Raw genomic sequence first — 22,835 nt, 5'->3', positions numbered from 1 at the left:
AGGGAAACCCTTTCAGCGGGCCTTTAAGGCCGAGGCCGGTAAGAGAGGCTTTCAGCCGCAGAGCAAACCACCAGTTCACACTGGTGGTTTTGATTTGTTTTTGCTAAAAATTAACTATCTGATGAGTTTGACAGTTCTGAAAATGATATTTTATGATAGTGAAGATACATAACTTGAAAAGACAATCTAGGGGGTTCAATTCGACGCCTTTAGAAAAAAGGAGATGTTTGTTTGAAACCGATAGAACAGAGGCTTCGTTTTCGTCAAAATCTTGATGCAGTTACGACATCAGGCATGTGTGATAATTATTTGCAAACCAATATAATTATTTTACCGGAAGAATATGCAGAGGAGTTTCGTTTGTTCTGCGAGCGTAATCCAAAATCATGTCCGTTAGTTGATGTTCTTGAAAAAGGCGAGTACCGTCCTGCAGTAGCAGATGCTGATATTCGTACGGATCTGCCAAAGTATCGAATTTATAAAAATGGCATTTTGGAAAAAGAAGTATTGGATATTAAAGATGAATGGAGAGACGATTTTGTCACTTTTCTTATTGGATGCAGTTTCACATTTGAGAAGGCGCTGACTGAGGCTGGTATTACATTGCTTCATCAAGAACAAAATCGCGTAGTACCGATGTTTAAAACCTCGATTGCGTGTGAAAAAGCAGGACAGTTTGAAGGGAATATGGTTGTTAGTATGCGGCCATTAAAGAAAGAGGAAATTCCGATGGCAACTTCTATCACCGAAGAGTTTGCCACTTCACACGGAGGACCTGTTCATGTGGGAAATCCTGAGGAGATTGGAATTAAAGATGTTTTCTCTCCCGACTACGGAGAAAGTGTTGAGTTTGATCTAGAAGAAAGAGTGCCGGTTTTTTGGGCATGCGGCGTCACCCCTCAAAATGTTGGACTGCAGGCTAAGCCGTCGATTATGATTGCTCATGCCCCAGGACATATGTTTATTACTGATCAGCTGGAGAAGTGATCGTATCGATGAAGCGGCTAATTTTAAGTGACCGCCGGGATTTCTGTGTTATTGCAGCAGTTTTAATTTTATTTTCTATAAAAGCCCCTTTATGGGGTTTTCTTATATTACCTTTATAATAACTTACTGAATACGCCGCCTAATGACAAGAAGGCAGTGTACTCAGTTATGTTTTTTTGAGGATTTTTCCTGAATTCATTCATCATGCTTTAAAAGCTGAAGGTCAATATATAGCTGGCACCTCACATTAAAGTCCTCAAAGTCGATATGAGTAATATCCATGATTTGTTTCATCCGGTACTTTAACGTGTTCGGGTGAACATATAATTGTTCGGCTGTTGGTTTGAGTTTGCAGTTATTGAGTAAAAACACTTCTAGTGTGCGAAGTAAGTTGGTTCCGCTTTCTATGTCTTTTTGTTTTAGTTTCATCAAGTGTTCATTCGTATATTGCATCTCTTTATTTTTTTGAGAAATCGCTTCCAAATAACTGAAGACACCTAACTTATTATATTCAAAAGGAATTCCGGATTGAGATCCAACAAACTTAGCGGCTCTGATTACTTCTAATGCCTCGAGATAGCTTTGCCTAAGTGAAGAAATTAGCGTATATTCATTCCCGCTCCCCGCAAAGACACTTTGTTTTCCTAAATGGCTTACTACGGTTTGAATTAATTCCTTGCTGCTTGCAAGTACTCTATTCGGCTGAGGGGAATTGCTGCCGATCAATACAACGACTTTTAACTTGTCCACAATTAAGTGCGCGGGGTGCTCAAGTGCATGGGCGAACAACTTCACTGTTTCTGTAAGCTCTTCAAATCGTTCCTCATCAGCTGACGCGAGAGTGAAAACATTCGCGTTGAAAATAGCAGGAAGAATAATATTTACATTGGCAGCTTCCCACTTAATTTCAGCTTCTGTATGGAAAGTGTGATTTAAAATGTTTTTATAAAATTGATTCTTTTTTTCCTCTTTTCTCAATTTAACCTGAGTCTCTTTATAGAGGACTTTGCCGACATGGAAAGACACCTGGTGCAAGAAATCCATCTCTTTGTCAGAAAGCAATTGATCATTTTCTTGAATCCATATGTAACCCAGGATCATGTCTTTATATTTAGCACTGGTAACTACTCGCGGGTTGAGGCCGATCTCTTTAATTTGTTTTATACGAAAAGGTCTTTCGATAGTCTTTAACTGATCGACAATACCTTGTTCAATAAACGTTTCTAAAATAGGGATCGGACAGCATTTAGAAAAAATCGTTTGCTGGTTGGCTTCGTCGAATTGATCAATCGAGAAGGAGCTATAGGATAATAAAGAAAATTGATCTCCTTCTAAGATAACAGGCTTTTTTAAGCTGGTGCTTATGATTTCAGTTATTTCATCAATGTTTGTCAGAGATAAAATCTTTTCGAGTATCTTATCCATTTTTCTCCTCCTCGTCGTAGTTTTTCATATACAGACATTTACCCTATCATAGTACAGTAAAGGGAAAAAAACGATGCTTTTTTAGAAATAGAATTTTCTTGGAGTGGAGAACTAGAGCTAGGAGAAATTACGTTTGTGTATAGAGAGCAGTAATAGCCGATGGTTTAGCGAGGAATTTGAAAGGCAGAGTATTTCCGTCAAAAACACTGTGTAACAGAATGAAAAAAAACTAAGAGCAACAAGCGCTCTTAGTTCCTATTTTAGTCTAAAATCTTTTTAAATGTATCAAATTGTTCACTAGTTGCAGCTGAAGGCGGGGCAGTGACTAAGCTTACTACAACCACTGCTAATAAACTAGCAGCAAATCCAGGGACAATTTCATAGATTATATCCGAAAGTCCAGCTTGCGACCAAATAATGACGGTGGCTGCTCCCACAACCATGCCCGCTAGTGCGCCCCATTTCGTCATGCGTTTCCAGTACAGGCTAAGAATAACCACAGGGCCAAATGCAGCTCCGAACCCAGCCCAGGCATAACCAACAAGGTCAAGGATCGTGGCATTCTTCGTCCATGCCAAAGCTAAACCGATCAATGAAACTAGTAATACAGAAGCCCGGCCGATGAAGACTAATTCTTTATCGGAAGCGGACCGACGGAAGAAAGTTTTGTACAAATCTTCAGTTAATGAGCTGGACGTGACGAGTAATTGAGAGGAAATCGTACTCATGACAGCCGCTAGAATGGCAGAAATCAAGAATCCTGTAATAATAGGGCTGAATAAAATATTGCCAAGCTCGATAAAAATCGTTTCAGGATCTTTTAATGTTAATCCTTCTTTAGAATAATAGGCGATGCCGATCAATCCAGTCAGCATGGCGCCGATACTAGAGAAAATCATCCAGCCCATGCCAATTCGGCGAGCTTTTTTAATTTCTTTAATTGAAGTGATCGCCATAAAGCGGACAATAATGTGAGGCTGACCGAAGTAGCCTAATCCCCAAGCAAAAAGGGAAACAATGCCGAGGAAGCTAGTTCCTTTAAAAATATCGAGTAAATCAGGATCAATGGAGCGAACCGTATTTACTGTCGTGTCTATTCCGCCTACATGTAATAAAGTAACAATAGGCACTAGAATAAGGGCAATAAACATAATGATACCTTGAACAAAATCTGTCCAGCTTACCGCGAGGAACCCGCCGAATAATGTATAAGAAACAACGACTCCTGCAATTATCCACAGGCCAGTATGGTAGTTCAAACCGAATGTGCTTTGAAATAACACTCCGCCAGAAACCATGCCGGAGGAAACATAGAAGGTGAAGAAGATCATGATGACTAATCCAGAAACTAAGCGAAGAATCTTTGAAGTATCTTCAAAGCGATTTTCAAGGAAACCTGGAATGGTAATGGAGTCATTAGCCACTTCAGTATAGGCTCTTAACCTCGGAGCAACATAGATCCAGTTAGCCCAGGCTCCTAGAGTTAAGCCGATGACAATCCAAGAAGCGCTTAAACCAGTGGCGAACATGGCGCCCGGCAGCCCCATTAATAGCCAGCCGCTCATATCGGATGCACCGGCACTAAGAGCCGTTACGGCAGGTCCAAGAGTACGGCCTCCCAGCATATAATCCGATAAGTTGGATGTCCGTTTGTAAGCGTAGAATCCAATTAAAAGCATGCCAATCATGTATACGCTTACAGATAAAAGCAAAGTATAATCTAACATATAATAACCTCTCTTTCTATTGAACTGCTGATTCTCCTATAAAAAATATACTGCAATATATGTAGAAGCAACAGTAGGTAAATGAAGTTTGAATTTTTAGATAAATAGATGTATTTAATAAAGGAAGCACTCACAAAAGATGCTTCCTTTATGTGAAATTTGTATCAGCTCTTGACCATTCCTTTAAATACGAAGGCCAGGTTAGCAGGTCTCTCAGCGAGTCTTCTCATAAAGTAGCCATACCAATCTAACCCGTAAGGAATGTACACGCGCATTTTGTATCCTTGTTTAACTAGATCCAATTGGGTTTGATTTCTCATGCCGTAAAGCATTTGGAATTCAAATTGGCTGTTTGGAATGTTATGTTCTTTAGCTACTTGTTTCGTAAATTCAATCATGTGATCATCATGAGAGGCGATGGCTGTATAGTTGCCATTCAACAAGCTTTGTTTAATCAGCTTTTTATAATTATCATCCACATCGCTTTTTTCAGGATAAGCGACTTGAGGAGATTCTTTGTATGCCCCTTTTACAAGACGCAAGAATGGCTGGTATTGATTTAAGTCTGCCAAATCTTCTTCTGTCCGGTATAGATAGGCTTGCAAGACCGTGCTTACGCAGGAGTATTTTTGTTTAAATTCTTTGAACAAATCGAGTGTCGCTTGGCAGCGTTCTACATCTTCCATATCAATGGTGACCATGACTTGATGTTTCTCTGCGGTATCAAGAATTTTCGTCATGTTTTTTACAACGAGCTGACGGTTAATATCGAGACCTAGTGAAGTCATTTTAAGCGAAACTTGCGAATCAAGATTTTCTCTTGCAATCATTTCGATCGTTTGAATACATTCTTCTGTTCTTTCATTTGCTATATCTTCTGAATCAACAAACTCACCTAGGTGATCGACGGTGACAGATAATCCTTTTTCGTTTAATTCTCTGATGAAGCGGATCGAGCTAGTAAAGTCGGTTCCGCCGATAATTTTGCCGGCTGCAAAATGCCCGCCGCGATTTTTTGCGAAATTGTTTAGTACGCTGCTTTTAGATAAAAATAGGAAGAAGTTTCGTGTAATCGCTTCCATTTTTGTCTACCCCCCTAAAGATGTGGTTTTCTTACTCACATTTTATAATTCAAACACCGCTATTCACAATGTTCACAAAAAACAATAATTATGGATAAATTTTGTTTGTGAGAGACAATAAGTGGGGGAGTTATTATTTATGGCAGGAGTTGAACAGTTTTATGAAGGTGAGAAGGAGTAATTTTTAAAATGAAACAAGGACAGTCCCCAAAGTAATAGATCCTTGTAGAACTGCCCTTATAAAGGTCATTTATCTGATTACAGACCCGCCACTTAACGATTCTGGAGACGTCCCTAAAGCCAATAAGCTTAATTTAGCATAACCAGCAGAACGGAAATTGGTGAAAATTTGTTTTACTTTTTCCGCATCGGGATCTTCTTTTACTTGTGACACTTCTTGTTTATATAACTGAATAACGGATGGTTTCACAAAAGCAGGTGACCCGTCATTGGTTGGTTCATCCATGAGTAAGCTGCCCAGATATTGATATTTAAATTGCAAGGCTCGAGTGAGATTGATTACATGAACAAATTTGTTGAAAATAGTTGGGTGATCTTGCTTGAGTTGTTCAAGTGCATCTTTTGCAGCCTTTAATTCATCTTGGCTAGTTAAAGTAATCATTCGATCTCCTCCTGTGTTGTAATTATTAATAATCCCAAGGTTTTTCGAGTGTAATAATTCCAGCTAACTCTTTACTTTTCTTTCTTCTTACCTTTCGTACTTCCGCGCGTTCTTTCCCAGTTTGGTAAAGGAATTTCTCTTCCTCTGTTTCAGCTATCACTTCAGGCACTTCCACGGGCTGTTTGTTTTCGTCCAGGGCGACAAACGTTAGAAAAGCCGTAGCAGCTATGCGTCGGTTGCCATTAATCATATCTTCCGCAATCACTTTACAGAAGATCTCCATAGAGGTTTTTCCTGTGTAAGAAACACATGATTCAATGCACACGGAATCTGTTTGATGAATCGGACATAAGAAATCAATGGAATCCGTTGATGCGGTGACACATTCTTTCACCCGGGAAAATCTGCGGGCAGATAACGTCGCGCAAGTGTCGAGCTTCTTCATCAACACTCCACCGAATAAAGTATTATAGTTATTTAAATCACAAGTTAATACTTGATCTGTGTTTACAATTCGGCTTTCTTTGGCTTTTTTCTTCAAAACAATAACTCCCTTCAGTTGCAGTGCTGCTCTTGTTTGTTTGATCTGTTGATAAAAGTGTAAGCCTGGAGGAAAAGTAAGTAAAATGGGAAAAATTTATCTAAACTATAGATGTTATCTATGTAAATGCTTACATCCATATATACAATGACTTAATCTGTCATGGCAAGCAGAAAAAAAGAGCTGAACCTATTTGTTCAACTCATTCATCTGCCTATTTACTATCATTATAGCCCAGCTGGTTTTTAGTGAATCTAAGCCATTCTTTTGCTGCAATAGAAAGGTATTGATCCTTTCTCCAAATAATAGCTAAATCCCAATTGATAGAGGGGTTGATAACGGATATGGCACGGACGTTTCCGCTCAGATGGCGGCAGATACTTTCCGGCAATAGACTGACTCCCAGTTGGCAAGCGACCATTTCTTCAATAAAACTCCATTGAGAGCTTTCCGAAATGACTTTGGGGTTAAAACCAGCAATGTGGCAAGCGCCAATAATTCGGTCATGCAGGGCAAAGTCTGAATTGAATAAAATAAATGATTCTTGCTCTAAGGCTGCAAGGTCAATTTTCTCGCTATTGGCTAAAGGATGGGAAAGGGGGAGGATCAGTTTTAAGTCTTCCTTTAAAAATGCAAACGAATGAAACAGATCATTTTTAGTTGGCAAAACCACCACGCCAATATCTAATTGGTGATTAGCGACATCTTCTTCAATTTTTTTTGAACCATCTTCTACTAATTGAAACGTAATATTAGGGTATGTTTCGTGAAAGTGGCCAAGCATTTTTGGAAAGAAGCGCGGATCTAATAAAGGAGGAAGGCCGATGCGGATATGTCCTTTTTTTAATCCGGACAAGTTGTCCATTTCGGTATCTAAATTTTGAAAAGCTTTATCTATTAACTTCGCTTGTTCTAATACAACTTTTCCGGCATCCGTCAGAATTAGTTCTTTGCGGGAACGGTCAAATAGAGGAATGCCAATTTCCATCTCCAGGTTTTTAATCATTTTGCTGATGGTCGGCTGTGTGATAAATAGATGATCAGCTGCTTTTGTAAAGCTGTTAAATTTCGTTACTTCAATAAAGTACTGTAAATGTTTAATGTCCATAAGGTTCACCTGCTTGGATAAAATATGTATATTGTCGATTACACGGGTCTGAATTTGTCAATTTTTTTGTTGTTTGACTCACTATAAAAGGCGGTATAAATGTAATAAATTATAAAAAATATCATAGCATGAAAATATAATGTAGATAAGTGATAACTGTCAGCAGGTGAAGGTGCTTCATAGATCATTTTGAAGGGAGAGGCAAAAAGCGATGATGATTAAAGTGAAAAGCTGGAGAATGCTTACGTCGCAGGACAAGATGTATATATTAAAAGCCATCAGCCACCGGTCTAAAATCGTGAAAAGTGCTTAATCTTTGCTGCTATATAAATGACAGTAGGAAAAGGAAAATCCAGCGGCTAACCATGAAGCCGGCTGGATTTTTTACTTGCTACTCTTCTCTTTGATTAGATGCTTGCATACGTTCACTCGGGTTAGTGTTTATCGTGCCATCTGCTCGTTTGGAAGAAAACTTCGCTTTCGCGCGAGCTTCTCCGCCTGCACCACTCTTGGTTGTAGGGAAATCTTTTGCTTTATTCCTCATTGTGTACCCTCCCTTATAGGCTTTACGCATGTCAGCGCTTTTTTAGTATGAGAAAGTATTCAGGTTTTATCCCGAATGAATGAGAAGACCTCAATAGAAAATTGAAGGAGACTAGGCAAAGGTCTAGCTTTCAAATGATTATATCTTTCACTAGTGAACAAAATCCCCGGCTTCTCTAATGTTTAACTTATTAATTTCCCTGTTTGATGTAAATAGGAGATTTACAATCCTTAACATGGAATCAATAGCGGTGTTTTTGTCTCTTAACAATCCCTCTCTATCATGAGCATTGTGAGTAATCCAATGACAATGTATGCGGGGGGAATAAGAATGACAGAAGAATTGAATAGACGAAAGTTTTTAACTTATGTTGGGACAGGTGTTACCGCACTGACGGTTGCATCCTCTGGACTAGGCATGCTTGCACCAAAAGCAGAAGCCAAGGGTGCTAAAGCAGCATCACATCTATTCGGTTTTAATAAGAAAGTGTCAGGACTTAACTTCAAGCCGATTGAACCTACTGACAAGGATGACCTGGTTTTACCTAAAGGGTACAAATACGATGTCATTGCCTCTTATGGAGATATCATCAATCAAAAAGGTGATACGTTTGGCTATAACAATGATTTTACGATGTTTTTTCCAATTCAAGGTTCTAAAGATAGAGGCCTTTTATGGGTCAATCATGAGTACACAAACGAGTTGTGGGTAACTGGGCCGAAAGATAAAAACGGCAAGTTTACGAAATCGCAAATTGAAAAATTACTATACAATCAGGGCGGTTCAATCATTGAGATTTATCGTGATGAAGAAGGCATCTGGAAGCTAGATACGAAATCAAAATATGCCCGCCGTATCACTGGTTTAACTCCATTTAAATTAACGGGGCCAGCGAAAGGATCAAAAGCTGTAGGTGGATCAGACGTAGTACAAGGAACTTTTGCGAACTGTTCCGGAGGGAAAACGCTGTGGAATACCGTGTTATCAGCGGAAGAAAATTATGAAAAAACGTCTGAAGATGCGAATTTAGATGAGAGACATTACGGATGGATCGTAGAAGTAGATCCATTTGATGCTTCATTTGCGCCGCGCAAGCATACGGCACTGGGGCGTTTCCACCATGAAAATTCATCGATGGGGCTGACGAATGACGGACGTCTGGCTGTTTACATGGGTGACGACAAGAAGGATGCTTGTGTGTATAAATTTATTAGTAAAAATAAATATATTAAATCACGCGGAAAAGCCAATTCTGATTTGTTAGAAGAGGGAACTTTATATGCCGCAAATTTAAAAGACGGTAAATGGGTTGCTTTAACACTTGAGGCCGTTCGTGAAAAAGCAGCGGGGAATAAAGAGATGTTAGAGAAATTCCAAACTCAAGCGGATGTGTTAGTGTATGCTTCTGAAGCCGCTGTTTTACTTGGAGCGACGCCGACGGATCGACCGGAAGATGTCGAGATCAGTCCGTTTGATAAAACTGTCTTTATTGCGCACACAAATAATTCTGATCATGGAAATATCCACGGTCACATCACAAGATTCTTAGAATCAAATGACGACTTAGGTTCGTTGACATTTGACTTTGAAATTTTCGCTTGCGGCGGAAGACAAAGCGGATTCAGTGCCCCAGATAACTTGACTTTCGACAGCGGAGGGAACCTATGGACAGTTACGGATATTTCATCCAGCTCTGTGAATAAAGGTGTCCATTCCACATTCAAAAATAATGGTGTGTTTGTCATCCCGACGATCGGACAGCAAGAAGGAGAAGCGTTCCAATTTGCTTCAGCTCCAGTAGAAGCGGAATTAACGGGCCCATGCTTCACTGACGATGAAACTGCCTTGTTCTTGTCAGTTCAGCATCCAGGAGAAGAAACGGAAGACAAAAAGAATCCTACGAGCATGTGGCCGCATCGTAAAGGTGATAATCAGCCGCGTCCATCAGTCGTAGCCATTACAGGATTTAAATACTAGTTACTAGGAGGTTACTATGCTACAAAATATCGGTGTTCCAGGGCTAATATTAGTTCTAGTGATTGCGTTAATCATTTTTGGACCGTCGAAGCTTCCCGAAATTGGACGAGCATTCGGCTCTACATTGAAAGAATTTAAGAAATCGACGCGTGAATTGGTTTCAGATGACCCTGAACCAGAATCGCTAAATAAAAAAGAGACAAAAAAGATGTAAATAAAAAAGAAGATGCGGGAATAATCTTGCATCTTCTTTTTATCGAATTAATCGGTTAAGGAGGGGCTGGATGTGGATCGAAATATGAAAGCCGTTGAACATTTTGAAGAATTAAGAAAACGAATCATTTTGACTTTAGTTGTCTTTGTCGTATTTTTGATTCTTTCATTTGTCTTCGTTCAAGACATTTACGGATATTTTGTAAAGGATCTGCCATTTAAACTGGCATTGCTCGGGCCAAGTGATATCATTTCTGTTTATATGATGATCGCAGGGGTGATGGCGCTAGCAGGTACCATTCCTGTAGCGGCGCATCAGCTTTGGCTGTTTATTAAACCCGCTTTATCGCCTGCGGAAAGAAAAACCACATTAACGTATATACCTGCGTTGTTTTTCTTATTTTTGCTTGGAATTTCATTCGGATACTTTGTGCTGATTCCAATTGTTCTATCTTTCCTGATGTCTTTATCCGGAGAGATGTTTCAAACGTTTTTTACGACAGAAAAGTATTTTAAATTTCTTCTGCATATGACGCTTCCATTTGGTGTGCTGTTTGAATTGCCTGTCGTGATTATGTTCTTGACAAGCCTTGGTGTGATTAATCCATACACTCTGCAAAAGGTGAGGAAGTATGCTTACTTTATCTTGGTGGTCATTTCTGTCTTTATCACACCGCCTGATTTTATTTCGGACATATTGGTGATTATCCCGCTGTTTTTACTGTATGAAGCCAGCATTTCATTGTCTAAAATGGTGTATAAAAAGAAAGTGAAAGCGAATGCGGAAGAAATAAATGTGGCCAATGGGCTAGAGTGACATAAGGAAATGGTTTTTACGAATATATGTGAATAACAAAAATCCGGAAACAAAAAGTTTCCGGATTTTTCGTGTATTCTAAATGATAATTACAGCTTAAATGAACTCTTCAGAGATACTGTTCGATTAAACACTGCTTTTTCAGCTGTTGTATGCTTCGGATCGACGTTAAAGTAACCATGTCTAAAGAATTGGAATTTATCATGTGACTGCACGTCTTTCATATTCGGCTCGATAAATCCTTGAACGACTTCCAATGAATTCTTGTTCACGTAGTCGAGGAATGTTTTATCTTCGGCTTCTTCTGCTTTTTGATCCTCGTCGCGAATCAGCGGTTCATACAGACGGAATTCTGCAGGGAGGGCATGCGTCGCATCTACCCAGTGAAGAGTTCCTTTCACTTTACGGCCGGTAAATCCAGAGCCGCTTTTCGTTTCAGGGTCGTATGTGCAGCGGATCTCAACGACTTCGCCTTCTTCATTTTTAATCACTTCTTCACATTTAATGAAATACGCATGCTTCAGACGCACTTCATTGCCAGGGAACAGACGGAAGTATTTCTTAGGAGGGTTCTCCATGAAATCTTCCTGCTCAATATAGATCTCTCTTGAAAACGGAATTTGGCGCATGCCCATTTCCGGATTTTCAGGGTTGATTTCTGCATCCAGCCACTCTGTTTCACCTTCAGGATAGTTAGTAATCACAACTTTTAACGGCTTTAAGACGCCCATTGTCCGCGGTGCTTTCATTTTCAAGTCTTCTCTGACGAAGTGCTCAAGCATCGCTTCATCTACAACACCAGATCCCTTGGATACACCTGCTTCTTGTACAAAGGCACGAATGGCTTCAGGTGTGTAGCCTTTTCGGCGAAGTCCTGAAACGGTTGGCAGTCGCGGATCATCCCAGCCGTCCACATAGCTTTCGTCAACTAATTGCTTTAATTTACGTTTACTCATGACGGTATTCGTAATATTTAAACGGCCGAATTCGATTTGCTGAGGCTGATGTTCCATTTCACATTCTTCCACAACCCAATTGTAAAGCGGGCGGTGATCTTCAAATTCAGTCGTACAAAGAGAATGAGTGATCCCCTCAATCGCATCTTCAAGCGGGTGAGCGTAATCATACATCGGGTAAATGCACCATTTATCCCCTGTGTTGTGATGAGTGGCATGAGACACTCGGTATAATGCCGGATCGCGTAAATTCAGGTTTGGTGAAGCCATATCAATTTTAGCGCGAAGTACTTTTGAGCCGTTTTCAAACTCACCTTTGCGCATGCGGTCAAACAGGTCTAAATTCTCTTCGACTGAACGGCTGCGGTAGGGGCTTTCTTTACCAGGTTCAGTCAGTGTGCCGCGGTATTCACGCATTTCTTCCGGTGTTAAATCATCTACATACGCTTTGCCTTTCTTAATAAGCAAGACAGCTCTTTCATACATTTCTTCAAAATAATCAGATGCATAGCGGAGCTCGTCCCACTCATAGCCAAGCCACTGAACATCTTCTTTAATGGAATCCACATATTCCTGATCTTCTTTTAAAGGGTTTGTATCGTCAAAACGCAGGTTCGTTTTTCCGTTAAAATCATCTGCAAGTCCAAAGTTAATGACAATGGATTTCGCATGTCCGATATGAAGGTAACCATTTGGCTCAGGAGGGAAACGGGTAATTACTTGGTCGCGCTTTCCGGTTTCCAAGTCCTCTTTAATGATGCTTCTAATAAAATTTGATGGTTGATGTTCCAAATTAGTACCAGCCTTTCTCTATTTAGGTAAACTTACCTCCTATTATAATGATATCGACATGAGAAATAAAGTCTGGTTCGTGCACAGCTGAACAAAAGGGTCGGCATGTTATAATAATGAAAAAAGAAGTGAAGAAGGTGAAGTCATGCTGCAGCAAGCAGAGCACTATTTACAAACGTATTTTGGGTACTCCTCTTTTCGCAAAGGGCAAGAGCAAGTCATCCGGCAAGTATTAAATGATGAGAATACCATTTGTGTCATGCCGACCGGAGGAGGCAAATCCATTTGTTATCAAATTCCGGCCCTGCTGCTTGAAGGAACAACGATCGTCGTTTCTCCGTTAATTTCCTTAATGAAGGATCAAGTGGACACCCTTTTGCAAGCGGGCATATCTGCCGCGTACATTAATAGCTCTCTTAGTGCGAAAGAAGTTCGCGAAACAATGGAAGCGGCTAAGCTTGGAGAATATAAGCTGTTATACATTGCTCCTGAACGTTTAGAGTCCAGTTATTTCATTGAGGAATTAAAACTGATGAACATTCCCTTAGTCGCAGTGGATGAGGCTCATTGTGTATCGCAATGGGGACACGACTTTAGACCAAGCTACCGCCGAATTCAATCTATGGTTCAGTCGCTTTCGGATCAGCCCGTCGTCTTGGCATTAACCGCCACCGCGACCCCTGTAGTAAGAGAAGATATATGCCGGCTGCTGCAAATAGCAGAAGATCATACAGTTCTTACAGGTTTTGCGAGAGATAATTTATCGTTTTCCGTTATTCAAGGTCAAGACAGAGAGCGCTTCTTAAAGGATTACATAAGAAAGAATGATAAAGAAGCAGGCATGATCTACGCAGCAACGAGAAAAACCGTTGATCAGCTGCACGAAAAGCTTTGTAAAGAGGGAATCAATGCTGCGCGCTACCATGCGGGCATGGATGATGAGGAACGCATCGCTGAACAAGAGCGATTTTTAACAGATGAGGCAACTGTCATGGTGGCCACTTCCGCATTTGGTATGGGAATTGATAAATCCAATATTCGTTATGTTGTTCATTATCAGCTACCAAAAAATATGGAGAGCTATTACCAAGAGGCTGGACGTGCGGGAAGAGACGGTCTCGACAGTGAATGTATCGTACTGTTCTCCTCGCAAGATGTACAGACGCAGCGTTTTCTCATTGACCAATCTTTAGATAGAGAAAGAATTCCTGCAGAACTTGAGAAGCTTCAGCTGATGACGGATTATTGCCATACAGAAGAGTGTTTGCAAGGCTATATTTTAAAGTATTTTGGTGAAGAAGACCCCAAGCCTTGCGGGAGGTGCGGCAACTGTATAGATGATCGAGCGGTTGTAGATGTGACCAAAGAGGCGCAAATGGTTCTTTCCTGTATTATTCGGATGGGACAGCGTTTTGGAAAAGCACTAACGGCGCAAGTATTAACCGGATCTAGAAATAAAAAAATCCTTGAATTAGGCTTTCATGAACTATCTACGTATGGGATTTTAAAAGATCAAAGCGCGAAAGAAGTGGGGAATTTTATTGAATTTTTAATTTCTCAAGAAATGGTTGGTGTGGAGCACGGCTCTTACCCGACGATCTTTGTTGCGCCAAAGGGCAAGGATGTTCTTCTCGGCAAGCTGCAAGTCAACCGAAAAGAAGCCGTACGAACAAAGCAGATTTCTAAAGATGATCCTTTGTTTGAGGAACTGCGAAGTATTAGAAAGACAATTGCCGAACAAGCCGGGGTGCCTCCATTTGTTATCTTCTCAGATACGACACTTCGGGATATGTGTATGAAGCTGCCTCAGTCAGAAGAGGAATTTCTTGCTGTCAATGGAGTGGGAAGCAATAAGCTAGAGAAGTATGGTGAAGCATTTATTCAAGCCATTCAAACGTATGCACAAGCGAATCCAAAGCGCGAACAAGTTTTTTCTGAAGAAGTGCCTATATCTAAACCGAGGGCCAAGCCTGTTAACGATTCCCATTTGGTCACGCTAGAATTGCATCAAAATCAGCTATCTATCAATGAAATTGCGGCCAAAAGGGAATTAGCCGTCAGCACGGTAGAAAATCATTTAATGCAATGTGTGGAGCAAGGTCTGGATGTTGACATCGATTCCCTTATTCCACAGAGTTGGATGCCGCTTTTGAAAAGTGCGGTTGAAGAAGCTGGACGAGAGAAGTTAAAGCCTATTAAAGAAAAGCTGCCTGAAGAAGTGACGTATGGGATGATTAAGATGTTTCTTACACTCGAAAGAAAACAGAACATTGTAAATGAAGAAAAATAAAAAGCGCTTAGCTGGGCAGCTGAGCGTCTTATCGAGGGTTTCATTATTTTATTTTTGTCAGCTCTTCTTCAAAGTAAAAAGTACTGGGGTTTTCCTTAATTGTATAAGAATATCTTTGCATGTTGCGAATATAAGAAGATCCTTTAATCGTAACGATTTCTCCATTTAGCAAAACTTTTTCATTATCTTGAAATTTATTTTTGTTGTTCAATGCGTTCACCTCAATTGTATTTAAGTACATTCTTTAAGCTTATCATATAATAAGGACAAGCGGAGAGATTAAAAAAATAAATATCATTTACAGTTCGTGAGCTGCTTGCTTATGATGACCTAAATGGAGAAAATAGATGCAATGTTAGGGTAAATAAAGAAAGAGGTGATCATCATGACACAAAGCGGGAACTACAGAAAAGACATCCGCGCTGGACTTGAAGTAGATATTGTATTAAAGCAAGATCAGCGTACAGGTAAAACAACACGCGGGATCGTAAAAGATATCTTAACGAATTCGGCTCAGCATCCACACGGAATTAAGGTTCGTCTTCAAGATGGACAGGTTGGACGGGTAAAACAGATCGTCAATTAATAAGGTGTTGACTCCGCATGCATAGCGTGATATGATGTTAGTTCATGGCTCGATAAGTAACTTAGAACGTTTAATATACATGACTGGCATTCTGCTATGTTTTTGAAGTAACACTTATTCAAACTGGAGCGGCTTCGGAGCCGCAAGGACTTAAGAGAAGGCAGGGCTTAGGTCGTTTAGGTCAATCATAAACGACGATGTAGAACACAAACCGCGGCGGTTTATATCCCATAGGGGATCAAGGAAATATCTATTTCTTTAAAGCGTTGTGAGTTACCGATATATGCATATAAAAACCGGACTGTTCATTTCAGTCCGGTTTTTTCAATGGGAATAGACAGAATGTTTTCCGGCTATTCCCACGCTAATATTTTTCATCCAGCTGCCCGAGTCTGCTAATATAGAGACAAGAGGTTAAGATTATCATTGCGGCGGGTAGGAAAAAATATAAAAAGTCCAGGTGAACACACATGAAATGGTACAAATCACATATTTTCTGGAAAGTATTTTTGATTAATCTCGCTCTCATTTTCAGCATACTTACTTTAATGTTTATTGTTTCAAGAATTATGCTTCCGGAAATTGTGCAAGTGCAATACCGAGAGATCACTGATAAAAGTGTATTGCGGACGAAAGAACAGATCTCTATCGTAGTGCGAGATATTGAAAGCTTATCTGACTACGTCCAATCAAAAGAGGCTTTTCGTTCGGGGAGGTCTTCCGACTGGCTAAGAGAACTCGATACGATTGGCACCATTTCTCCATTTATCGACAGTGCGACTATTACTGATTCTCAGGGGCGGGTAGTTGGCTATTATCCAGAGGACATCAAGAGTATTCAAAATTATGATTTAAGCAAACGAAAATATGTAAAACGGACATTTGAGACGAAGAAGCCATATTTAAGTGATGTTGTATCAGCTGATACGAATCGTTATATTATTGTCTTATCCGTTCCTATTATAGAGAATGGCCAAGTGATTCGGCTTGTGAATCTTAGTTTGCGAATTGCGGATAATGAAAACTTTCAATCAATCTTTCAAACGTCAAAGATTGGAGAGAAAGGATCTACTTTTATTGTCGATCGCAATGGACGTGTGATATCCCATCCGGAAAAGAGCAAAATAGGTGAAGATGAAGCCAGAAACCCTGTGGTGAAGAAGCTGCTTCAGGCTGAATCAGGCTATATGGACGGTAAGAATGAAGATGGGTTTGATGCCTATGCTTCTTATGAATATGTGCCTGTTCTGGATTGGGGAGTAGTCGCTCAAATTCCTAAAGCAGAGATCTATCAACCCTATCAGATATTCCAACAATCACTATGGACCATTTCTGTCGTTGTCTTTATTTTACTTTCATTATTAACCGCTCTTTATGCCCGACAAATGATTCGGCCGATTCGGAGACTGTACAATGCGGTGGATCGCGTGGCTCAAGGAGACTTTTCTCAACAAGTGAAAGAAATTGATAACAGTGAAATTGGAGCCTTGTCCAGCCGTTTTAATGAAATGACACAGTATATCAGGAAGACGAAATCAGACTTGCAGATGAAAGAAGAGCAGCTGAAGGAGCAAAAAGTCTTCTTAAGAAAAGTGATTGATATGAATCCAAGCTTTATTTATGCGATTGATAGGCAGGGGTGTTTTACGCTGGTTAATGAATCCTTTGCCGATTTTCTTGGAGTAGAAGCAGATGATCTCGTGGGCAAGAAAATGGCGGACTATTCGTTTAAACTTCAGCCAGATTCGGAAGCCGCAGCTCATGGATCATTGCCTTCTATTATATTTGAAGAAGAATTTGTGGGGTGTGTTGGTAAAAACCGCTGGGTAGAAACGGTTAAACTGCCGATCTATTCATCTTCATATGGAATTGATCAGATGCTGTATGTATCAACGGATATAACGGAAAGAAAACAAGCGGAAGAGTGGATGAGAAAGTCAGAGAAGCTCACGGTTGTCGGTGAATTAGCCGCAGGTGTGGCTCACGAAATTAGAAATCCGCTTACTTCAATTAAAGGGTTTATCCACTTGCTAAAAGAAGAGAATGATGAGCGCAAAAGCTATTTCGATATCATTGAGTCTGAGCTTGAGAGGATTAACTTAATTGTTAACGAGTTTTTAGTGCTTGGCAAACCACAGGCCATGAAGTTTGAGAAGAAGAACCTTTCTCTCTTAATTAACGATGTCATGACGCTGCTCAGCGCCCAGGCGAATTTAAATGGTGTGCATATGCGGCCGAATTTTACTGAGGGAATTCCGCTGATTTACTGTGATGAAAACCAGCTGAAGCAGGTGTTTATTAATATAATCAAGAATGCGATTGAAGCTATGCCGGCTGGTGGATGCATTTGGATAGACACTTATATGAATGGTGATCAGTTGGTGGCAAGCATTAAAGATGAAGGAGCAGGAATTTCAGAAGATCGTTTAGAAAAGCTAGGGGAGCCTTTTTATAGCACGAAGGAAAAAGGAACAGGACTGGGATTGATGGTGAGCTTTAAGATTCTCGAAGCTCATGGCGGCACTGTTCATATTGAAAGTAAAGTAGGGGAAGGCACGCATGTAGAGCTCGCGTTCCCTATAAAAAAAGAAGAGGCCTGACTGAGCCTCTTCTTTTTTATGGTTGCATATCTGCTTTTTTACGCTTACGCGGGGCTGGAAGTTTAAATTGATACTCTTCTGTTATCGATTTTAAAACAACGCCCAGCTGTTTTACTCGCTCAGGAGTTTTTTTCGCTTCCTCTACAGTAAACATCACGTTTTCTTTTTGCTGCTCCACAGTTCCTGTAATCTTCGTTTGGTGTACTTTCAGCTGATCTGCTTCTGCTTGAATACGGGTTTGCTGTTCTTGCATACGTTCTGATGTCGCTTGTAAATGATCAATTTTTGGCTTCATAGATTTGTATGTGCCAAATGCGGAGATACCTAAATAGATAAGTGCCCCAATAATGATTGCTAAGCTAAGCCATCCGATAATTTCCATATCCATTCCTCCTACCGTTAAACGTTAGTAATTTTAGTTTACCCGATATTGACTTTGGAATAACGAATTTTAATCTTTTTTACAAATTCATTGTTCAGATAAACAGATCTTATAAATAAATGTGTACTAATTGATCAAAAGAAGGGGTAAAAGATGGGAGACTAGAGATGATAAAAAGAGTGGATATAAATAGGAGGACTTATTATGAAGGAACGCTGGGATTTAAAGATTAAAAGCAGTATTTGGCTCATTCCTAGCCTGTACAGCTTAGCTGCTTTTACTATAGCGACCATTGTCATTTGGCTAGATATTAACCATTATGAGGAGCTTAAGCGTTATCTTCCTGACCGGCTGCTAACGTCTGTTGATTTAGCGGAAACGATATTAGGTTCATTAGCTGGCGCGCTGTTAACGATGACAACGATCACCTTTTCAACGTTAATGGTTGTGTTAACTACATATTCAGGACAATTCTCTCCTCGAACCCTGCAGAATTTTATTCGCGATCAAGTAACGCTGCGGGTGCTCGGGGTATTCATGGGAGGTTTCGTCTACTCGGTCTTTTCATTATTATTTATCCGTGAACAAAATGATGCACATCCAGTCATTTCGGCTGCGGTAGGTGTACTATTTGCCTTCATTTGTCTCGCTTACTTTGCTTACTTCCTGCAGCACGTCGCAAACTCTATTCAAGTGAATAAATTAATTAATCATTTAACGGATGAAGCAATGGATGCGATTGATAATATGAAGAAAAGAGTGGCGGACAAAGAGGAAGCGTGCCGGATCATGGATAAACCCGATATGGAGCAATCAGGGGATCAAGTCACTATTTTGCAAGCAGGGAAACATGGATACGCACAATTATACGAGCTCGAAAGGCTGTATAAAATGGCCTGTGAGGAAGACTGCCAAATAGAAATCATTAAACCGATCGGATCTTTTCTTTCGCGCAAGTCGGATTTAATTAAAATCTATCATCAGCAAGAAATGAAGGCAGATTTTCTGCAAGCTGTGAAAATAGGGTCGGAGCGTGTACCGATGCAAGACTTAGAGTTTTCCATTCAAAAACTCGGAGAAGTCACTTTACGGGCATTGGCTCCTGGATCGAATGACCCTAACACAGCTATTGATGGTGTGAGGCATATTGGTATGTGTTTGGATGAAGCAAGCGAGCTTGACGGACGTTATATCGTTTATTATGAAGGGGAAACACCTCGTGTGGTGATTGCGCAGAAACCATTTGAAGAAGTTCTCTATCGGACGTTCTATGAGATTTGTTACTCTAGTCGAGACCGAGTTTCCGTCTTATTAGCCGTATTTGAAGCACTTGTAGAAATTGCGGAGAAGAACAAACAAGAAGTCAAAGAGAAAGTTCAAGACTTTGGCCAATATGTGCTTGGGAAGCTAGAAGAGGATATTCTTAACGAAACCGATAAAGAACGAGTAAAAGAAAAGTTTATGACATTGGAAAGTATTTGTGAGGTCAGTAAGACGGTAACAAAGCTGCTTTAACAAAACGTATTTAAAGCAGCTTTATATAGGTGTTAAGCGGTTTTTATGGCAGCTTTCTTTTTCTGCTGCCACCATTTTTTAATGAAGGAAATCAGCAGCAGCAATAGAGGAATAAACAAACCTAAGACCAGCTTATATCCCAATGATGCCTTAACAAATGCTTGGAAATAAGCTATGTTAGGATAGATAATGATAGAGAGGAACCATATAACTATCCCTATAGGAAAAGAGAGCGGCTTGTGGTCAGCAATGCCTGCCATTTGAGAAAAACCTTTTACAGTAATATACGAACATAAACAAAGTTTAAAAAACAAAGTAATTATCCAAACCGCAGTAATGACCACTTCCACACGTTGAATAAAGTCAGCGATGTTGACCTTTTTTGCTAAAGAAAACGTGGGGTACAGAACCTTTAGTGAGTATTCATAGCCAAGAACAATAACAATAAGGAATGTTAATAAAGCTAAACTTAAACCGCCTAGCATTCCTCCATAAAGGAAAGCTCGCCCATTCTTCACATAAGCAAGAGGGTAAATCGTTAACAATATAATCATTTCAAGAAATGGAAAGGAAAAGATAGCTATCGATCCTCTTAAATGGGCTTTAAACCCTTCTCCGAATACGGGTTTTATATTCTCTAACTCCACTTGCGGAAGCAAGAAAATGACAAGAATGATGAAAAAAATAATGATAACCGGATAGAGGACTTCAGCCGATCTGCCGATTACTTCTATTCCTAACCGGACACCATAAATGACTGGAATTATAAAGAGCAGTTCAATAAACTCTTTCGGTGTTTCAATCATAATCTGTGTCACGATAAAATCTCCCAAGTTACTTAATACTTGAGAAGACAGAATAAATGCATAGAACAAATAAAGGGAACCTATCAGCTTCCCGCCAATTTTCCCGAATAGGCTTTCGAGCATTTCAAATAAATTCTGATTGGGATGGGCTTTGCTCATAGCAATATATAAACCAAGAAGCAGGAGCCCGAGGCAAGTTCCTATTAATCCTGACAACCACGCATCTTGCTTAGCTGCTTGGATCAGGGAGGGGGGGGATAAGATAACAGCGCTTCCCAATGTATAAAGTAAAGTTAACAGCATGAACTGTCTAGGGGAGATTTTGATCACTGCCTGTTTCATGTCATCATCCTCATTTCAAGAAGCTCATGAACCAGTCGGTCAAGGGCTTGGATAGTAATTGAACAAAGTCAAGGGGATTAGGAACCTGCACCTGGAATGCTCTGGCGCCAGTCAGAGAAATGCCTAGTATCAAAACGGCGAAATAAACAACGAGCGTCTTCCATTCCTTCGTTTTAAAAAGGGGTGGAACATCTTTAATAGCCGAGACAATAGAGAGAAGAATAATTACTAATAAAGCGCCCACCATGATGCCTCCTTTTAATTTGATTTAACAATATTTAAAAGTTGCTTTAACTCTTAGAAAAACAGTGTGATCACCTTTACTTTGGTAACGATTTGCCTATCGAGCCTGTATTATTTATGTAACCCTCGACTTGAATATTTACATCAACCGATGGGGAAATTTTACCCCAAATTTTTTTGTGTTCTTTCCAATACTTTGGATTGTTGTGGTGAACTGTTCGTCCAAAACCAAGAACATCAATTTTTAATTTTTGCTGTTTTTTAACAGCTTGGTTAATATATCCCTTAACTTGTTGTTCCAGCTGCTTCTCTAATGATTTGACAATCTGCACATCTGTCACATTCGCAGCACATTGAACATCAATTATATTTCCTTCTACGGTCACATTCACAGTAATTTGCGGATGTTCATTCTTTATAGCTGCCTTCATGTCACTATTCGTACGAATGATTTCAACGGCAAGCAAACCGTCTTCCTTTGGACAGGTTAATTCTTCAACAGTGCTCTTTGTTTCACCACGGACATAATTATATCCCTTGGTTTCTTTTGAAGTGAACCATCCAGCTAGTTTGTCCTCTTTGAAAACAGCGGTTTGGTAAAATTGAAGCAGAGTGCCAATCGTTGTTTTATCGATATTTTCTTTGGTTGCGCCTGACTTCACACTGCCTTTTGGTCTCAAGCCTGTTATAATTAAATCTTTTCCTTCATGTCCCATTTGAGCGATAATTTCATCGAATGTATAAGCAACAGTTTCGGCTGTATTTTTTTGTGAAGTTTCAAGTGAGGAAACCAGTTTGATTGCTGGGACTTTTTCCAAAGCAGTTAAAACAGAAAGCACGCCTTTAGCGCTTGATTTTCTTGCAATAGCCAAGAAATAATCGGCCCGAAATTCATGATCTCGAAGCAATGGGTCCAGAGGCTTGGCAATTCCTTCTCTTGCTACGTCTTCTCCAATTACTAAAAGTCTGACATGCCCAAAGTAAACTTTTCTTGGAGAGATTTTCGTAATTTTCCGCCACGCATCAAAGAGGCTTTTTCCCGTTTCAGAATATGTAACAACCGGTGTGCCGAAATCACCGCCGCTTCCCTGACCTGCAGTAGTAGCGGGGTTTATGACTTGAACGGTAAATCGATATTCTCCGCTTTCTAATTTATCTATGCCTACAGCTATGGCGATGACGACTTCGTTTAACTCCCGGCTATTCCAGCATCCTGCTAAAATCAAAGAAGCGCTTAAAGTCATTATTAGGAGATTTCTCAAGACACGGCCCTCCTTAGC

General features: G+C 40.1%; 21 protein-coding genes. 8 read left to right on the top strand and 13 right to left on the bottom strand.

The genetic code is table 11. From position 1 onward, the window contains the following. Positions 1-231 precede the first annotated feature (231 nt). Positions 232-987 carry a putative hydro-lyase gene (locus JOC78_RS12705; protein ID WP_204556458.1) on the top strand — a complete coding sequence of 252 codons (756 nt, stop codon included), beginning with the start codon at positions 232-234 and terminating at the stop codon, positions 985-987. A 195-nt stretch (positions 988-1,182) separates the two neighbouring features. Here the strand turns inward: JOC78_RS12705 and JOC78_RS12700 are convergent, their stop codons facing one another. The 7 genes from JOC78_RS12700 to sspK form a co-directional block, all read right to left on the bottom strand. After that, positions 1,183-2,412, bottom strand: a complete 1,230-nt coding sequence (locus JOC78_RS12700; RefSeq protein WP_204556457.1) for a PucR family transcriptional regulator — start codon at positions 2,410-2,412, stop codon at positions 1,183-1,185. A gap of 260 nt (positions 2,413-2,672) precedes the next feature. After that, positions 2,673-4,139 carry a sodium/proline symporter PutP gene (gene putP / locus JOC78_RS12695; RefSeq protein ID WP_204556456.1) on the bottom strand — a complete coding sequence of 489 codons (1,467 nt, stop codon included), beginning with the start codon at positions 4,137-4,139 and terminating at the stop codon, positions 2,673-2,675. 164 nt (positions 4,140-4,303) lie between these two features. After that, entirely contained in the window at positions 4,304-5,221 is a 918-nt protein-coding gene (locus JOC78_RS12690) for a proline dehydrogenase family protein (protein WP_204556455.1), read from the bottom strand. A gap of 250 nt (positions 5,222-5,471) precedes the next feature. Next, entirely contained in the window at positions 5,472-5,843 is a 372-nt protein-coding gene (locus JOC78_RS12685; RefSeq protein ID WP_204556454.1) for a hypothetical protein, read from the bottom strand. Positions 5,844-5,868: 25 nt separating this feature from the next. After that, the gene (locus JOC78_RS12680; protein WP_239587149.1) at positions 5,869-6,384 is read right to left on the bottom strand and encodes an acyl-CoA thioesterase; all 516 of its coding nucleotides are present in this window, start codon (positions 6,382-6,384) and stop codon (positions 5,869-5,871) included. Positions 6,385-6,598: 214 nt separating this feature from the next. Beyond that, positions 6,599-7,492 carry a cidABC operon transcriptional activator CidR gene (gene cidR, locus JOC78_RS12675; RefSeq protein WP_204556453.1) on the bottom strand — a complete coding sequence of 298 codons (894 nt, stop codon included), beginning with the start codon at positions 7,490-7,492 and terminating at the stop codon, positions 6,599-6,601. A gap of 391 nt (positions 7,493-7,883) precedes the next feature. Further along, complete coding sequence (gene sspK, locus JOC78_RS12670; protein WP_204556452.1) at positions 7,884-8,036, bottom strand: small acid-soluble spore protein K; 153 nt, start codon at positions 8,034-8,036, stop codon at positions 7,884-7,886. Between the two features lie 330 nt (positions 8,037-8,366). On the opposite strand from sspK, the gene JOC78_RS12665 reads away from it, so the two are divergent. From JOC78_RS12665 to tatC, 3 genes are all read left to right on the top strand, one after another. Next, a complete protein-coding gene (locus JOC78_RS12665; RefSeq protein WP_204556451.1) occupies positions 8,367-10,013 on the top strand; it encodes a PhoX family protein in 1,647 nt (548 codons plus the stop codon). 16 nt (positions 10,014-10,029) lie between these two features. Beyond that, entirely contained in the window at positions 10,030-10,227 is a 198-nt protein-coding gene (locus JOC78_RS12660; RefSeq protein WP_204556450.1) for a twin-arginine translocase TatA/TatE family subunit, read from the top strand. Between the two features lie 84 nt (positions 10,228-10,311). Continuing rightward, on the top strand, positions 10,312-11,043 hold the full coding sequence (gene tatC, locus JOC78_RS12655; RefSeq protein ID WP_204556469.1) for a twin-arginine translocase subunit TatC: 732 nt from the start codon (positions 10,312-10,314) through the stop codon (positions 11,041-11,043). An 89-nt stretch (positions 11,044-11,132) separates the two neighbouring features. On the opposite strand, the gene JOC78_RS12650 is transcribed toward tatC, so the two are convergent. Further along, complete coding sequence (locus tag JOC78_RS12650) at positions 11,133-12,791, bottom strand: glutamine--tRNA ligase/YqeY domain fusion protein (RefSeq protein WP_204556447.1); 1,659 nt, start codon at positions 12,789-12,791, stop codon at positions 11,133-11,135. Positions 12,792-12,936: 145 nt separating this feature from the next. Here JOC78_RS12650 and recQ point away from each other — a divergent pair, with 145 nt between their 5' ends. Then, positions 12,937-15,081 (top strand): DNA helicase RecQ, encoded by a 2,145-nt coding sequence (gene recQ, locus JOC78_RS12645; RefSeq protein ID WP_204556445.1) that lies wholly within the window; start codon positions 12,937-12,939, stop codon positions 15,079-15,081. Positions 15,082-15,124: 43 nt separating this feature from the next. On the opposite strand, the gene JOC78_RS12640 is transcribed toward recQ, so the two are convergent. Next, positions 15,125-15,292 carry a hypothetical protein gene (locus tag JOC78_RS12640; RefSeq protein WP_204556444.1) on the bottom strand — a complete coding sequence of 56 codons (168 nt, stop codon included), beginning with the start codon at positions 15,290-15,292 and terminating at the stop codon, positions 15,125-15,127. A 174-nt stretch (positions 15,293-15,466) separates the two neighbouring features. Here JOC78_RS12640 and JOC78_RS12635 point away from each other — a divergent pair, with 174 nt between their 5' ends. Next, positions 15,467-15,667: a YwbE family protein gene (locus tag JOC78_RS12635; protein ID WP_204556443.1), complete on the top strand. Its 201-nt coding sequence runs from the start codon at positions 15,467-15,469 to the stop codon at positions 15,665-15,667. Positions 15,668-16,137: 470 nt separating this feature from the next. Then, positions 16,138-18,267, top strand: coding sequence for a PAS domain-containing sensor histidine kinase (locus JOC78_RS12630; protein WP_204556442.1), 2,130 nt, complete (start codon positions 16,138-16,140; stop codon positions 18,265-18,267). 16 nt (positions 18,268-18,283) lie between these two features. On the opposite strand, the gene JOC78_RS12625 is transcribed toward JOC78_RS12630, so the two are convergent. Continuing rightward, positions 18,284-18,649, bottom strand: coding sequence for a hypothetical protein (locus tag JOC78_RS12625; RefSeq protein WP_204556441.1), 366 nt, complete (start codon positions 18,647-18,649; stop codon positions 18,284-18,286). A 204-nt stretch (positions 18,650-18,853) separates the two neighbouring features. Here JOC78_RS12625 and JOC78_RS12620 point away from each other — a divergent pair, with 204 nt between their 5' ends. Then, positions 18,854-20,164, top strand: coding sequence for a DUF2254 domain-containing protein (locus tag JOC78_RS12620; protein ID WP_204556440.1), 1,311 nt, complete (start codon positions 18,854-18,856; stop codon positions 20,162-20,164). Between the two features lie 32 nt (positions 20,165-20,196). Here the strand turns inward: JOC78_RS12620 and JOC78_RS12615 are convergent, their stop codons facing one another. The 3 genes from JOC78_RS12615 to JOC78_RS12605 all read right to left on the bottom strand — a co-directional run bounded on the left by JOC78_RS12615 (position 20,197) and on the right by JOC78_RS12605 (position 22,817). After that, positions 20,197-21,312, bottom strand: a complete 1,116-nt coding sequence (locus tag JOC78_RS12615) for a GerAB/ArcD/ProY family transporter (RefSeq protein WP_204556439.1) — start codon at positions 21,310-21,312, stop codon at positions 20,197-20,199. A gap of 10 nt (positions 21,313-21,322) precedes the next feature. After that, positions 21,323-21,556 (bottom strand): hypothetical protein, encoded by a 234-nt coding sequence (locus JOC78_RS12610; protein WP_204556438.1) that lies wholly within the window; start codon positions 21,554-21,556, stop codon positions 21,323-21,325. A gap of 76 nt (positions 21,557-21,632) precedes the next feature. Continuing rightward, positions 21,633-22,817 carry a Ger(x)C family spore germination protein gene (locus JOC78_RS12605; protein WP_204556436.1) on the bottom strand — a complete coding sequence of 395 codons (1,185 nt, stop codon included), beginning with the start codon at positions 22,815-22,817 and terminating at the stop codon, positions 21,633-21,635. Between the last annotated feature and the right edge of the window lie 18 nt (positions 22,818-22,835).

The sequence above is a fragment of the Bacillus ectoiniformans genome (genome assembly GCF_016908875.1).
Classification (GTDB): Bacteria; Bacillota; Bacilli; order Bacillales; family Domibacillaceae; genus Bacillus_BX; species Bacillus_BX ectoiniformans.
This window is presented reverse-complemented; position numbering and strand designations above follow the sequence as displayed.

What these genes read in the sequence shown, in the direction of transcription:
- JOC78_RS12700 (WP_204556457.1), bottom strand. Translation starts at nt 2,412, where the DNA reads ATGGATAAGATACTCGAAAAGATTTTATCTCTGACAAACATTGATGAA.
- putP (WP_204556456.1), bottom strand. Translation starts at nt 4,139, where the DNA reads ATGTTAGATTATACTTTGCTTTTATCTGTAAGCGTATACATGATTGGC.
- JOC78_RS12690 (WP_204556455.1), bottom strand. Translation starts at nt 5,221, where the DNA reads ATGGAAGCGATTACACGAAACTTCTTCCTATTTTTATCTAAAAGCAGC.
- JOC78_RS12685 (WP_204556454.1), bottom strand. Translation starts at nt 5,843, where the DNA reads ATGATTACTTTAACTAGCCAAGATGAATTAAAGGCTGCAAAAGATGCA.
- cidR (WP_204556453.1), bottom strand. Translation starts at nt 7,492, where the DNA reads ATGGACATTAAACATTTACAGTACTTTATTGAAGTAACGAAATTTAAC.
- sspK (WP_204556452.1), bottom strand. Translation starts at nt 8,036, where the DNA reads ATGAGGAATAAAGCAAAAGATTTCCCTACAACCAAGAGTGGTGCAGGC.
- JOC78_RS12665 (WP_204556451.1), top strand. Translation starts at nt 8,367, where the DNA reads ATGACAGAAGAATTGAATAGACGAAAGTTTTTAACTTATGTTGGGACA.
- JOC78_RS12660 (WP_204556450.1), top strand. Translation starts at nt 10,030, where the DNA reads ATGCTACAAAATATCGGTGTTCCAGGGCTAATATTAGTTCTAGTGATT.
- tatC (WP_204556469.1), top strand. Translation starts at nt 10,312, where the DNA reads ATGAAAGCCGTTGAACATTTTGAAGAATTAAGAAAACGAATCATTTTG.
- recQ (WP_204556445.1), top strand. Translation starts at nt 12,937, where the DNA reads ATGCTGCAGCAAGCAGAGCACTATTTACAAACGTATTTTGGGTACTCC.
- JOC78_RS12635 (WP_204556443.1), top strand. Translation starts at nt 15,467, where the DNA reads ATGACACAAAGCGGGAACTACAGAAAAGACATCCGCGCTGGACTTGAA.
- JOC78_RS12630 (WP_204556442.1), top strand. Translation starts at nt 16,138, where the DNA reads ATGAAATGGTACAAATCACATATTTTCTGGAAAGTATTTTTGATTAAT.
- JOC78_RS12625 (WP_204556441.1), bottom strand. Translation starts at nt 18,649, where the DNA reads ATGGAAATTATCGGATGGCTTAGCTTAGCAATCATTATTGGGGCACTT.
- JOC78_RS12620 (WP_204556440.1), top strand. Translation starts at nt 18,854, where the DNA reads ATGAAGGAACGCTGGGATTTAAAGATTAAAAGCAGTATTTGGCTCATT.
- JOC78_RS12615 (WP_204556439.1), bottom strand. Translation starts at nt 21,312, where the DNA reads ATGAAACAGGCAGTGATCAAAATCTCCCCTAGACAGTTCATGCTGTTA.